14 protein-coding genes and 1 other RNA gene are annotated in these 12138 nt (G+C 65.9%); 4 read left to right on the plus strand and 11 right to left on the minus strand.

Annotated features, from left to right (window positions below):
- Positions 1 to 25: 25 nt before the first annotated feature.
- The 5 genes from BM244_RS11865 to BM244_RS11885 form a co-directional block, all read right to left on the minus strand.
- Complete coding sequence (locus tag BM244_RS11865) at positions 26 to 391, minus strand: response regulator (protein ID WP_055878033.1); 366 nt, start codon at positions 389 to 391, stop codon at positions 26 to 28.
- Between the two features lie 74 nt (positions 392 to 465).
- Positions 466 to 894, minus strand: a complete 429-nt coding sequence (locus BM244_RS11870) for a chemotaxis protein CheW (RefSeq protein ID WP_093399180.1) — start codon at positions 892 to 894, stop codon at positions 466 to 468.
- Positions 891 to 3176, minus strand: a complete 2286-nt coding sequence (locus BM244_RS11875) for a chemotaxis protein CheA (RefSeq protein ID WP_093399181.1) — start codon at positions 3174 to 3176, stop codon at positions 891 to 893. Before BM244_RS11875 ends, BM244_RS11870 begins: the two co-directional genes overlap by 4 nt.
- Before the next feature lie 113 nt (positions 3177 to 3289).
- Positions 3290 to 3934, minus strand: coding sequence for a histidine phosphotransferase family protein (locus BM244_RS11880; RefSeq protein ID WP_093399182.1), 645 nt, complete (start codon positions 3932 to 3934; stop codon positions 3290 to 3292).
- Between the two features lie 136 nt (positions 3935 to 4070).
- Positions 4071 to 4466: a M67 family metallopeptidase gene (locus tag BM244_RS11885; RefSeq protein ID WP_093399540.1), complete on the minus strand. Its 396-nt coding sequence runs from the start codon at positions 4464 to 4466 to the stop codon at positions 4071 to 4073.
- 17 nt (positions 4467 to 4483) lie between these two features.
- On the opposite strand from BM244_RS11885, the gene BM244_RS11890 reads away from it, so the two are divergent.
- From BM244_RS11890 to mtgA, 4 genes are all read left to right on the plus strand, one after another.
- The gene (locus tag BM244_RS11890) at positions 4484 to 5431 is read left to right on the plus strand and encodes an RluA family pseudouridine synthase (protein WP_093399183.1); all 948 of its coding nucleotides are present in this window, start codon (positions 4484 to 4486) and stop codon (positions 5429 to 5431) included.
- 78 nt (positions 5432 to 5509) lie between these two features.
- Positions 5510 to 6412 (plus strand): RNA polymerase sigma factor RpoH, encoded by a 903-nt coding sequence (rpoH, locus tag BM244_RS11895; protein ID WP_056048373.1) that lies wholly within the window; start codon positions 5510 to 5512, stop codon positions 6410 to 6412.
- A 1-nt stretch (position 6413) separates the two neighbouring features.
- Positions 6414 to 7685 (plus strand): flavin monoamine oxidase family protein, encoded by a 1272-nt coding sequence (locus tag BM244_RS11900; protein ID WP_093399184.1) that lies wholly within the window; start codon positions 6414 to 6416, stop codon positions 7683 to 7685.
- 9 nt (positions 7686 to 7694) lie between these two features.
- Complete coding sequence (mtgA, locus tag BM244_RS11905) at positions 7695 to 8366, plus strand: monofunctional biosynthetic peptidoglycan transglycosylase (RefSeq protein ID WP_093399185.1); 672 nt, start codon at positions 7695 to 7697, stop codon at positions 8364 to 8366.
- 225 nt (positions 8367 to 8591) lie between these two features.
- Here the strand turns inward: mtgA and BM244_RS11910 are convergent, their stop codons facing one another.
- From BM244_RS11910 to BM244_RS11935, 6 genes are all read right to left on the minus strand, one after another.
- Positions 8592 to 8834, minus strand: coding sequence for a hypothetical protein (locus tag BM244_RS11910; protein ID WP_056048365.1), 243 nt, complete (start codon positions 8832 to 8834; stop codon positions 8592 to 8594).
- A gap of 80 nt (positions 8835 to 8914) precedes the next feature.
- A complete protein-coding gene (locus BM244_RS11915; protein WP_093399186.1) occupies positions 8915 to 9238 on the minus strand; it encodes a YbaB/EbfC family nucleoid-associated protein in 324 nt (107 codons plus the stop codon).
- On the minus strand, positions 9235 to 10929 hold the full coding sequence (locus BM244_RS11920) for a DNA polymerase III subunit gamma/tau (RefSeq protein WP_093399541.1): 1695 nt from the start codon (positions 10927 to 10929) through the stop codon (positions 9235 to 9237). Before BM244_RS11920 ends, BM244_RS11915 begins: the two co-directional genes overlap by 4 nt.
- A gap of 332 nt (positions 10930 to 11261) precedes the next feature.
- Positions 11262 to 11357: signal recognition particle sRNA small type (gene ffs, locus BM244_RS11925), an RNA gene on the minus strand.
- A 72-nt stretch (positions 11358 to 11429) separates the two neighbouring features.
- The gene (locus BM244_RS11930; protein ID WP_093399187.1) at positions 11430 to 11669 is read right to left on the minus strand and encodes a hypothetical protein; all 240 of its coding nucleotides are present in this window, start codon (positions 11667 to 11669) and stop codon (positions 11430 to 11432) included.
- 79 nt (positions 11670 to 11748) lie between these two features.
- Positions 11749 to 12075: a hypothetical protein gene (locus BM244_RS11935; RefSeq protein ID WP_093399188.1), complete on the minus strand. Its 327-nt coding sequence runs from the start codon at positions 12073 to 12075 to the stop codon at positions 11749 to 11751.
- Between the last annotated feature and the right edge of the window lie 63 nt (positions 12076 to 12138).

The following is a 12138-nucleotide window of genomic DNA, read 5'->3' on the forward strand; positions in this document are numbered from 1 at the left end:
GCGGGTCGTCACGGCGCTGCCCGGATCAGGCCATGCCGACGATCTGGAGCTTCGATTCCAGCGTATCGCGATCGAACGGCTTCATGACATATTCGTCCGCCCCGGCTTCGATCGCCGCACGGATATACGCCATGCCGTTCTCGGTGGTGCAGAACACGACCTTGGGCCGGCGGGGAACATCGGCTTCACGCAGCGCGCGCAGGAAATCCATGCCGCTCATGACCGGCATGTTCCAGTCGAGCAGAATCACGTCGGGGATCGAGGCCATGCATGAGGCCAACGCCTCGCGGCCGTCGCAGGCTTCGGTAACAGTGAAGTCGAGCGTTTCCAGGATATGACGCGCAACCTTGCGGATCACCTTAGAGTCATCGACGACGAGACAGGTCTTCATGAAGCGCCTTCCGGGGAAATCGTGGATCCGGTCTACGCGGGAAAGCGTAAGCGCCGGGTTAAGCGAGAGATATTTCAGGCGGCCAGGGCGGTATCGGAAATGATCGCCGCGAGATCAAGGATCAGCAGCGGTTCTCCCTCCCGTTCGACGATACCGACCCCCGCCGATGCCCAGCCACCATGCAGCGCCAGTCCGGACGACAGCGGTAGCCGCACGAACGGGGCGACATCCTCGACCGAATCGACCAGAATCGCGTAATGATGCCCTTCGACGCCGGTGATGACGGCGCGCCGAACACTGTCGGGAGTCGGGTCCAGCCCGAGCGCGGTGCCGGTGTCGATCACCGTCACGACCCGGCTGCGCAACGCCGCCAGGCCCCGGACGAAGGCGTCCGCGCGTGGGACAGCAACGATCTCGCCGATGTCCACCACCGAGTCGACCTGCGCGGCGACGATCGCGACACCCCGACCGGCGATATGCGCCACCAGGAACAATTCGCTCACATTCCCCTCCGTGCGGCGAGCGCGGCGATCAACGCCGGCCGATCGTACCTGTAGATACTGGGATCGTCGTCGCGCTCCGCGGTCGGCATCCGCCGCAGCGTTACCACCGGCGCGCGGGTTTCGCGGATCGGGGTATCCTCCATCGCGAGCGCCACCACCGCGGACTCGCCAGCCGCCAGCGCAGTGACGCAGCGATAGCCCGACGCCTCGAGCGCAGGCTTCAGGAATGTTTCCATCCAGCCCGATCCATCGACCTGCAACAGGCAGATCGGCAGCGATGCGAGCGTCACCGGCTGCCCCGCAAACAGTGCATGCGGATCGACCAGTTCGATTTGCTCTCCGCCGATCGAGACCACGCCAGCGATCGGTCCCGTGCCGCGTGCGGGCGCCATTTCTACCGGGAGCGCAACGATTTCGATCGCCTCCGCAATGGCATAGGCCATCTCGCTCTCGCCGTCGGTCAGCCGCAGCACTGCGACTTCGGCCCGCGTACCAAGATCGGCGACCGCATGAAGCGGGATGATCGTATCGCCGATCGACAGCCGCATCGCCCCGCCCGACCAGCGGATCGCATCGGTCGGCACCGGCTCGACCCGGTCGATCACGGCAAGTGCGATCGCGCGGCGCTGACCGTCGAGATCGTCGAACAGCAGCGCCGGTACGCCCGGCACGACCTGTTCGACCGCCGCTGCCGCCGCGACGACCGGCGTAAAGCGCAGCCCTGCAACCGCGGCGATGCCCGAGGCGTCCAGCAACAGCATCGGCAGCCCGTTGTCCGGCAGCGTCTTGCCGGCATAGACCCCGGTCGCCATCACCGCGGGCGATGCCGGCTTGACCACCAGTTCCTCGGTGTCGAGCACGGTATCAACACCGAGCGCGTAGTCGCCCTCGCGCGTCGAGACGATCACCAGCGTCGGCGGTGGGGCGCCATTCAGATTGAAGAGCTCGCCCAGCGATACCAGCGGCATCCGCCTGCCGCGCACCGTGACGGTGGCCGCGTCGCCGATCGTATCGATCCGCACGGCATCGCCGCGGACCATCACGATCTCTTCGATCGCCTGGCGTGGCAACGCGAACCGTTGCGAGCCGACGCCGACGATGATCGTCGACAGGATCGACAGGGTCAGCGGCACATGGATGACGATCCGCAAGCCCCGGCCGGGATCGTTGCTCAGCACAACGCGCCCGCCGATCTGTTCGATATTGGCCCGCACGACGTCCATGCCCACGCCGCGTCCCGACGTGGCGGTAACCGTGTCGCGGCTCGACAAGCCCGGAGCGAAGATGAGATCGAGCTTGTCCGCCTCGCTCATCACAGCAAGTTCGGCGGCACCCAGCAGGCGCCGTTCGACCGCCTTGGCTACGATCCGGGCGACGTCGATACCCTTGCCGTCATCGGCGATCTCAATGAGGATCTGGTTCCCTGACTGCCGCGCCGACACGATCAGGCGGCCCGTCAAAGGCTTGCCCGCCGCGCGGCGTTCGGCCGGGGCCTCGATGCCGTGATCGATCGCGTTGCGGATCATATGGCCGAGCGGATCGCGCATCAGCTCGATCATCTCGCGATCGAGTTCGACGTCAGCGCCTTCGATAACCAAATCAACGCTCTTGGCGAGTTCGGCGCTCGTATCGCGCACCATCCGCGGCAACGCCGAGAACAAGGCATCGACCTTCTGCATTCGCGTGCGCGTAACCGTGTCGCGCATATCCGCGACGGTCAGCGACAGGCGTTCGAGCGCAGCCTCGACCTTCGGATCGACGTCGCTGTCGCGCAGCCGACGGGCGAGTTCGTTCCGGGCTAACACCATCTCCGACATGCCGCTCATCATGTGATCGAGCAGATCGACGTTGAGACGGACGCTGCGGCTTGCGGCGCGGTTCTGCGGTGGGGTGGAAACCTGCGCACGGGGCCGCGCGTCGGGTGCCAGCGCCGCAATCAGAAGGTCCTCGTCGGAATTGTCGAGCGATGCGCCCGCATCGATCGCCTCGACGATCGCGGCGATCCGATCGACGATTCCCAAGACCGCGTTGACGAGCGCGGTATCGGGTATGCGCTTGCCATCGCGGACTGCGGCAAGGACGTCCTCTGCGGCGTGGCTCAGGCGTGCCAATCGGGGCAGGTCGAGGAAGCCGCAGCTTCCCTTGACGGTGTGGACGAAGCGGAAGATCGCATCGAGACGCGCGCTATCGCCCGGCGCGGCTTCCCACGCGACGATCTCGCCGGCAATCGCCTCCAGCGTTTCGCGCGTCTCGGCAATGAATTCCTGTAACAGATCGTCCATGCGGGCCCCGCGTTCGAGGGCTGTCATGCAGGACGGAGGTTAAGGGCGCGTTAGTTCCGGTGGGGGCCGCACGCTCGATGATCTTCCACAAAGTGGCGAGAATCGCGGAACACTTACCGCGCGCTGAAGACGGCACCGAAGATCATGATGCCCTCCGCCGGCTCGGACACGATCACCGTGCCGCCCGCTTCCGCGACAACCGTATTGATCATGTACGCCGCCGCGGCGCGGGGCGTGACGGTGTGCGCGCCCTCGCCCTCGACCAGCGTCCGTCGGATTTCGGGATCGAGTACGATCCGGGCGCCCTCGATCTTCACGACGATCTCAAGCTGACCATCATTGTCCTCGCCGCCGACCTCCATCGTGCCGCCGCGGACGAGCGACTCGGTCGCGACGAGAACGAGGTTGAGCAGCACCTTGACCGCCGACTTGGACATGGCCGGCGTCTCGACCGCCCAGACGAAAGTGATCCGCTTGTTTTCCGCGACCAGCCCCTCGATCGCGTTCCGCGCTTCGTGCGTGTCGACCAGTTCGCCGAACCCGCCCGCAGCCCCGAACGCCAGACGAAAGAACTTCAGCTTGCTCGCCGACGCACGTGCGCTGTCCGCCAGCAGTTCCATGACGCGTGCGCGCATCGCCGGGTCGGTCTCGTCGGCGAGCAGTTCGAGCCCGTTGTTGAGCGCGCCCACCGGCGACAGCAGGTCGTGACACAGGCGCGAACAGAGCAGGCTCGCGAAATCGACCGGGCTGACCGTCATGAAAATCCCCTAATTCTGGAAGGTCTTGTGGCGGGCGGGCGGCTGCTGCGCAATGCCAACTTAGCAGGCACCGCGCGGCGCAGGGCGCGGTACCTTCTTCCTCCTCCCTGAAAGGAAGGGGGGAAGGTCGGCGTCGCTACTCAATGACTTCGATTGCCTGCTCGACGAAAGCGCCCACCTCGACCGATCGCCACGCCCGCGCCTCCCCGCCGCCAAGGATCATCCAAACCGCCCCATCCCCCATCGCCTGCGCCGCATCCCGTGGGGACGGAACCGGCACACCGGAGGGATGCGAGTGGTAATGCCCAATCACCGCCAGCCCTCCACCCCGAACCCGCCGATACGCCGTGAACAACGCAGCCGGATCGATCTCGAAAGCCTGCGCCGGGTTAGCCGCCACGTTCGCGCACGCCTCCGCCGACTCGATCAGGCCCGCCGCCCCGAACAGTAGCCCGCAGACCTCCGCATTCGGCGACGCAGCCGCCTGTGCGACCAGCAGCCGCAGCAATCCGCTTGAAATCGTCACGCTCATCGCCACATCAGTAGGACATGGACCGGGGGGTTTCCATCGTCGAAGCATCGATCACGCCGGCCACGGATGGCTGGAGGCTGGATCGTGCGCTCGCCGAAGTGCTGTCGGACATGTCGCGCGAGCGGTTGAAGGCGCTGATCGCGGCGGGTCAGGTGACGCTCAACGGCCGTGAATGGCGCGATTCGGCTAAGAAGGCCGCGGCGGGTCAGGTGTTCGCGGTCGCGATCCCGCCGCCGACGCCGCTGCACAACGAGGCGCAGGATATCCCACTGGTCGTCGCTTACGAGGACGACGACCTGATCGTGATCGACAAGCCCGCGGGGCTCGTCGTCCACCCTGCCGCGGGGAACTTCGACGGGACGCTGGTCAACGCGCTGCTACATCACTGCGCCGGCAACCTGTCGGGCATCGGCGGCGTCGCACGACCGGGCATCGTCCACCGCATCGACAAGGACACGTCGGGGCTGATGATCGCCGCCAAGACCGATCGCGCACACGAGGGCTTGGCGAAGCAGTTCCACGACCACAGTATCGACCGCCGTTACAAGGCGATCGTCGGCGGCATCCCGTGCCCGCCGAGCGGGACCGTCAACGCACCGCTCGCGCGGAGTCCGCAGAACCGGAAGAAGATCGCGATCGTCGACGGCGGCAAACGCGCGGTGACGCATTTCTCGACGATAACGACGTTACGCGATGCGGCGCTGATCGAATGCCGGCTCGAAACGGGCCGCACGCATCAGGTGCGCGTGCACATGGCGTCGATTGGCCACGCATTGCTCGGCGACCCGGTCTATGGTAGAACAAAGCAAGTTCAGAAGTCGCTGCTCGAAACGCTCGCTTTCCGTCGGCAGGCCTTGCACGCGGCGCATCTGGGGTTCATCCATCCGGTGAAAAGCATCGCTTTGGCGTTCGAAAGCGAAATGCCCGCAGACATGCAGGAACTGTTCACCCAGCTTCACGTATAGATAATCGACACTATGCCGCAACGCGGCAATCGGGGGCCGCGGTGCGGCACCCGGGGTCAGCAGAAAGGGATTACGACAATGGCAGCCCGCTCCAACGTTCCAGCGACGATTCCTGCGCTCGGCAGCGAGGCGGGTCTCAATCGCTATCTCGCCGAGATCAAGAAATTCCCGCTGCTGAAACCCGAGCAGGAATATATGCTCGCCAAGCGCTTTCAGGAGCATGGTGATACCGAAGCTGCGGCGCAGCTGGTTACCTCGCATCTTCGCCTCGTGGCGAAGATTGCGATGGGCTATCGTGGTTATGGTTTGCCGACGTCGGAGCTGATCTCCGAGGGCAATATCGGCCTCATGCAGGGCGTGAAGAAGTTCGAGCCTGAGCGTGGTTTCCGTCTTGCGACCTATGCGATGTGGTGGATCCGCGCCTCGATCCAGGAATACATCCTGCGGTCGTGGAGCCTCGTGAAGATGGGCACCACCGCCGCGCAGAAGAAGCTGTTCTTCAACTTGCGCCGGATGAAGAGCCGCCTCGATGCGTTCGAGGATGGCGATCTGCGCCCCGAGCATGTCACCAAGATCGCGACCGACCTAGGCGTTGCCGAGACCGACGTCGTCAGCATGAACCGCCGCATGGCGATGGGCGGCGATACGTCGCTCAACGTGCCGATGCGCGAGGATGGCGAGGGCCAGTGGCAGGATTGGCTGCAGGACGACGCGCCGCTGCAGGACAAGATCGTCGCCGATGCGCAGGAGGCGGACGTTCGCCATTCGATGCTGGTGTCGGCGATGGACGACCTTAACGAGCGTGAGCAGCATATCCTGACCGAGCGTCGCCTGACGGATGATCCCAAGACGCTCGAGGAATTGTCGCAGGTCTACGGCGTGTCGCGTGAGCGCGTGCGGCAGATCGAGGTGCGCGCGTTCGAGAAGCTGCAAAAGGCGATGATGCGGATCGCTGGCGAGAAGCGCCTGCTGGCAGCGTAAAGTGGGATGCACCGTCGTCATCGGCGGCGGTGCGGCCGGTATTGCTGCGGCAAGAACGCTGCATGATGCGGGACATGAAGTTCTGCTGATCGAGGCCAGCGACCGTCTAGGTGGCCGGGCCCACAGTCTCCCCCTCTCCTCCTTGTTCCCCCGCGAAGGCGGGGGCCCAGACTGGACCCCCGCCTTCGCGGGGGGACATGTCGACGCAGGTTGCGGCTGGCTACACTCGGCCCAGCGCAATCCTTGGACCGAGATTGCTAAGGCGTCCGGCTTCACCGTCGACCGCTCGGACGCAACCTGGCGGACACAATGGTGCGACCTCGGCTTCCCGCCCGACGACCAGGCTGCATCCGCCGACGCCTACCTAGCCTGGAACGAGCGAGCCCTCGACGCCATCGAAGGCCCCGACCGCCCCCTCTCCGACTTCATCGCTCCCAACGACACATGGCGCCCGAAGATCGACGCGATCTCCGGCTACGCCAACGGCGCGAACCTCACGCAAGTCTCGCTCCACGACTGGGCGGCCTACGAAGAAGCCGCGACCGACGACAACTGGACGGTCAAGGAAGGCTACGGCACGCTCGTCGCCAGCCACGCTGCCGGTCTGAACATCCGCCTATCGACCCCGGTAACGCGCATCGATCATAGCGGCCGCCGCCTCAAGCTCGACACCCCCGCCGGCACGATCGAGGCGGACCACGTCATCGTCTGCGTCCCCACCACCGTTCTCGCCAAGTCCCAGATCGTCTTCGACCCACCGCTCTCCAACAAGCATGCCGCCGCCGCCGACCTCCCGCTCGGGCTTGCGGACAAGGTGTTCCTCCACGTCGACCGTCCCGAATGGCCGACCAACGCGCACCTGATCGGCAACCCGTACAGCGCCTGCACCGCCAGCCACCGCCTGTCGCCGTTCGGCTGGCCGATCGTCGAAAGCTTCTTCGGCGGCGACTGCGCGGAGATGCTGGAGGACGGCGATGCGGCACAGTTCGCGATCGACGAACTCGTCGGCCTGCTCGGCAGCGACTGGCGCAAGCGCTTCACGCCGCTGGCCGCAACCCGTTGGCGGCACGAGCCTTATATCGGCGGCAGCTACAGCCACGCGCGGATCGGGCGGGCCGGACAACGCGCTGTCCTCGCAGCGTCCGTCGACGGCCGTATCCACTTCGCGGGCGAAGCGTGCCACGCGTTCGACTTCTCCACCGCGCACGGCGCGTACGAAACCGGCGTGACCGCAGCCCGCGCGGTCATTGGCGAGGCCGCGACGATCGCATAAGGAGCGGCGATGGGCCTTATCCGCATTGCCGCCAAGATCGTCTTCGCCTTCGTCCTGATCACGGTCGCGTGGGTCGGCATCTACCGCTTCGTGCCGGTGCCGTTCACCTGGACGATGATGGGCGACGTCATCAACGGCCACGGCGTCACGAAGGACTGGATGCCGCTGTCGGAGATGGACCCGGACATGGCGCGCGCGGCGATCGCCGGGGAGGATTCGCGATTCTGTTCGCATCATGGCTTCGATTTCAAGGCGATGGCGGGGGCGGCGGCGCGTAATGCGCAGGGCGGGCGGATCCGCGGCGGCTCGACGATCAGCCAGCAGACCGCGAAAAACGCGTTCCTGTTTCAGGGCGGCGGCTATGTGCGGAAGGCGTTCGAGGCGTATTTCACCGTGCTGATCGAGACGCTGTGGGGGAAGCGGCGGATCATGGAAGTGTATCTCAACATCGCCGAGACGGGGATCGGGACGTACGGCGCGAACGCGGGGGCTATTCGGTACTTCAACCACGATGCTTCGCGGCTGTCGCCGATGGAGGCGGGGCGGATTGCCGCTGTTTTGCCGTTGCCGAAGAAGCGGGCTGCGATCGATCCTCATGGGTTTGTGCGGAAGCATGGGAATACGTTGTCGCGACGGGTTTCGGTGGTGCGGAACGATGGGTTGGATAGCTGTCTGCGGTGAGGGCCAACAAGACCGCCAGCTAAAGTCGCCACCCCGGCGAAGGCCGGGGGCCAGTTGGAAAGGTGCTCGTGACGACCGCCACGTCGAGTTATCACCGTTCCCCAACTGGGCCCCGGCCTTCGCCGGGGTGGTGCCAAATCTCTGCTCTTGCTCCAAGGCCCTATGTTCTCCCGCCGAGGCGGGAGCCCAGCGTGTGTCCCCGCCTTCGCGGGGACACACGCTGGTTTACTGCGTGGACTTCTCGACCGCGTCGCCAGCCTTGTCGGCTGCACTGCCGACGCTCTTCGCCGCTGATGTAATCGCGGCGTCCTTGCTGTTCTGTGCGCCCTGGCGGCTGAACAGGTAATAGCCGCCGATCAGGACCGCGATCAGCAGGACGATGCCGATCAGCATGCCGCTACCGCCGCCGCGGCGTTCGATGATCGTGGTGTGGGTGGTCGGCGTTTCGACGATGCGCTCTTCGGCCATTTTGACTCTCCCTGATTACTGAAGAGCGCAACGCCGACCGAAGAACGATTGTTCCCGTGCCGAAACGAACCCGATCTGGTTCAGAACGGCAGCTTGAAGCCCGGTGGCAGCTGCAGGCCGCTGGTCATCTTCGACATCTCGCTGCCCGATACCGCGTCGGCCTTCGCCCGCGCGTCGTTGAAGGCGGCCGTGAGGAGGTCCTCGAGCATCTGCTTCTCGCTCACCTGCATCAGCGAATCGTCGATCGCGATGTTGATGATACGGCCCTTGGCGGACGCCTTCACCTTGACCAGACCGCCGCCGGATGCGCCCTCGACCTCGATCGTGTCGAGATTGGCCTGGGCCTTTTCCATCTCGTTCTGGACGTTCTGCGCCATGGCGAGGATTTCATCGATATTCTTCATGCGTTGCTCCTTTGGCCGGGCCACGATTCGAGCTGGGCGTCGGGAAACGCTGCCACCGCGGCCTTCATGATGGGGGATTCGAGAATAGCTTGGCGCACCGCGGCGTCGGCAGCGTCCTGCGCCTCGCGCAGCGTCGGCTCACCGGGAGCGTCGACGATCGACACTTTCCACGCGGTCCGCGTCACGCTCTTCAGCAGCGTGTTGAGCTCGGCGAGCGTGTCGGCCGAGACCGGACGGCTGCCGCTGAGGACGAATTCTGGCGGCGAATAACTGACGACGCGTGCGCCGTGACGAAGACGCGCGGCGATCGCGAGGCCACCTGATTCATCGAGCAGATCGACCAGCGCTTCGAACGTCGGCGGCAGGATCGGGCCGGTCGCGACGGGTTCGGGCGCCTTCGCAGCGGATCCAGCGTTCCAGGGCGGCGCTTCGCCGGACGGGGGTGTAGGTGGCGGCGGCGCCGTTGGTGCAGCCGCAGGGGTCGCACCGCTGGCGATCTGGCGGGCAAGCTCGCCGGGGTCGGGCAGCGTCGAGGCGTAGATCGCCCGCAGCAGCGCCATTTCCGCGGCCTCAATTGGCAGCGCGGCCTTCGCGACCTCGTCATGGCCCTTGAGGAACAGCTGCCACAGGCGGTGCAACGCGGGATAGCCCAGCGATGCCGCCCATTCCTCGCGTGCCGCACGCTCCTCCATCGGCTGCGCGGCGTCCGCCGGCGTGCCGACCTTCGTCAGCGTGATGCCGTGGATGGTTTCGAGCAGCGAGCGGAGCACCGACAGCGGGTCGACGCCGTAATCATATTGCCGGCGCATGGAGGCGAGCGCCCCTGCCCCGTCGCCGGCGAGGATCAGCGTCAGCAGGTCACGCACCGCACCGCGGTCCGACAGGCCGAGCATCTGGCGGACCGCATCGGCCGTCACGCCGCCGCCTTCGAGCCCGGCGTGCGCGATCGCCTGGTCGAGGATCGACAGGCCGTCGCGCGCCGAGCCTTCCGCGGCGCGGGCGATCAGCATCAGCGCCTCGGGATCGGCGGTGACGCCCTCTTCGGTCGACACCCAGGCGAAGTGCTTGGCGAGCTGTTCGGCGGAGATGCGGCGCAGGTCGAATCGCTGGCAGCGCGAGAGGACCGTCACCGGGACCTTGTTCACTTCGGTGGTCGCGAACAGGAATTTCACATGGGGTGGCGGTTCCTCCAGCGTCTTCAGCAGCGCGTTGAACGCGTTCTTCGACAGCATGTGGACTTCGTCGATGATGTAGATCTTGAAGCGCGCGGTGACCGCCGAATAGCGTGACGCGTCGATGATCTCGCGGACGTCGTCGACACCGGTATGGCTGGCGGCGTCCATCTCGATCACGTCGATATGGCGGCCCTCGGCGATCGCGCGGCAGGGTTCGCAGACGCCGCAGGGGTCGATCGTCGGGCCACCGTCGCCGTCGGGGCCGATGCAGTTGAGGGCCTTGGCGATGAGGCGCGCGGTCGAGGTCTTGCCCACGCCGCGGACGCCGGTCATCAGGAAGGCGTGCGCGAGCCGGTCGCGCTTGATCGCGTTGCCGAGCGTCTGGACCATCGCGTCCTGCCCGATCAGCTCGGAAAAGGTCTGCGGACGGTATTTGCGCGCGAGTACGCGGTAGGCGGGGGCGTCCGGTGCTTTGGCCGGCTGCGGGGGTTCGCCAAGGTCGAAGGAATCTGACATTGCGGCCGTCATAGCGGGTGCTGCGCGCGCTGTCGAAGGGGAGTGAAGTGCAGGAAGTGCAGACGCTGGGAAGGGTCTGCACTTCGCTCGCCGGATGGGTAACGGAGGATTGGCGCGGGGCTGTTTATGGGAGGCGTGCGGGGCATGCGCCGATCTTGGCACAGCGTTGCGCCGTAGGACAATGATTCGGAACGTTTCGGGAACGCGTAGGGCCGTAATATGTTTTGCGGGCTACGAGATCAGGAGAAGGTTGGAAGTGCGCTGCGGCTGAGCCGCATCGTCAGACGGCGCTTTGCGCCGCTGGCCGCGCTCATGCCAGTCTTCTGGCATTCGCGGTGGGAGCCGGGACGACCCGTGGCTGGGTCGTTGTGGCTGCTTCCTTCCGGATCTGACCAAGTTGGCGACGACCACGTCCGCCCGACTCCCGCGGCGCATATGGCGGGGTCGGGCGGGATGATCAAGCCGCTTTAATACGAGCGCCCTGACTTAGCGGCCCTGATTTAGCGGTTGTAGCGGACCGTGCGGCAGACGCGCTGGCGGTGATGGTTGCGGTACACGTTGCGGCAGACCTGACGCGTGCGGACGACGTGGCGACGGTAGCCGGGACGGCGATCGGTGTGGCGGACGACGGTGCGCTCATGGACGACCGTGCGCTGGGCCGATGCCTCGGCGGCGATGCCGACGGGGGCAAGCCCGGTCAGCGCGACAAGACCGGCGGCGGCGAGCGTGAACAACTTCATGATATTCTCCTGCTGGGGCGGGCCCTAAAGACCCTGCAACCTATGTTAACAAACCAACTTCGGTCGTTACGGTTCCGTATCAGCGGTGGAAACACCGGCGAACCGGGCCGTAATAGCCACGTTCGATCCGGCAGACGACACGCGACCGGCCGTATCCACGTGGGCCGCGATACCCGTAACCGCCCCGATAGCCGCCCCGATAGCCGTCGTCGTATCCGCGGTAGCCGCGGCGGGGGCCGTCCCAGCGGCGTCCGTCGTGCCAGCCACGATCGCCACCACGCGGACCATGCCAGCCGGGGCCGCCACGCGGGCCGTCCCAGCCGTAGCGCTGCGCATCGGCGGGGGCTGCGGCGAACAGCGTTCCGGTGGCAAGCGCGCCGGCGGCGAACAAGGCGATGATCTTCATGTTGGATACTCCTCTCAGGCCCCGTACACTGGGGCGATGGAAGGATAATCGGCTTTGCGCCGT

The sequence above is a fragment of the Sphingomonas sp. OK281 genome (genome assembly GCF_900115295.1).
In the GTDB taxonomy this organism is placed as follows: domain Bacteria; phylum Pseudomonadota; class Alphaproteobacteria; order Sphingomonadales; family Sphingomonadaceae; genus Sphingomonas.

Bases quoted from the DNA above. Each gene is read 5' to 3' on its own strand.
- BM244_RS11890 (WP_093399183.1), top strand. From the start codon at position 4,484: ATGGACCGGGGGGTTTCCATCGTCGAAGCATCGATCACGCCGGCCACG.
- BM244_RS11920 (WP_093399541.1), bottom strand. From the start codon at position 10,929: ATGTCAGATTCCTTCGACCTTGGCGAACCCCCGCAGCCGGCCAAAGCA.
- BM244_RS11915 (WP_093399186.1), bottom strand. From the start codon at position 9,238: ATGAAGAATATCGATGAAATCCTCGCCATGGCGCAGAACGTCCAGAAC.
- BM244_RS11880 (WP_093399182.1), bottom strand. From the start codon at position 3,934: ATGACGGTCAGCCCGGTCGATTTCGCGAGCCTGCTCTGTTCGCGCCTG.
- mtgA (WP_093399185.1), top strand. From the start codon at position 7,695: ATGGGCCTTATCCGCATTGCCGCCAAGATCGTCTTCGCCTTCGTCCTG.
- BM244_RS11930 (WP_093399187.1), bottom strand. From the start codon at position 11,669: ATGAAGTTGTTCACGCTCGCCGCCGCCGGTCTTGTCGCGCTGACCGGG.
- rpoH (WP_056048373.1), top strand. From the start codon at position 5,510: ATGGCAGCCCGCTCCAACGTTCCAGCGACGATTCCTGCGCTCGGCAGC.
- BM244_RS11885 (WP_093399540.1), bottom strand. From the start codon at position 4,466: ATGAGCGTGACGATTTCAAGCGGATTGCTGCGGCTGCTGGTCGCACAG.
- BM244_RS11935 (WP_093399188.1), bottom strand. From the start codon at position 12,075: ATGAAGATCATCGCCTTGTTCGCCGCCGGCGCGCTTGCCACCGGAACG.
- BM244_RS11910 (WP_056048365.1), bottom strand. From the start codon at position 8,834: ATGGCCGAAGAGCGCATCGTCGAAACGCCGACCACCCACACCACGATC.
- BM244_RS11875 (WP_093399181.1), bottom strand. From the start codon at position 3,176: ATGGACGATCTGTTACAGGAATTCATTGCCGAGACGCGCGAAACGCTG.
- BM244_RS11865 (WP_055878033.1), bottom strand. From the start codon at position 391: ATGAAGACCTGTCTCGTCGTCGATGACTCTAAGGTGATCCGCAAGGTT.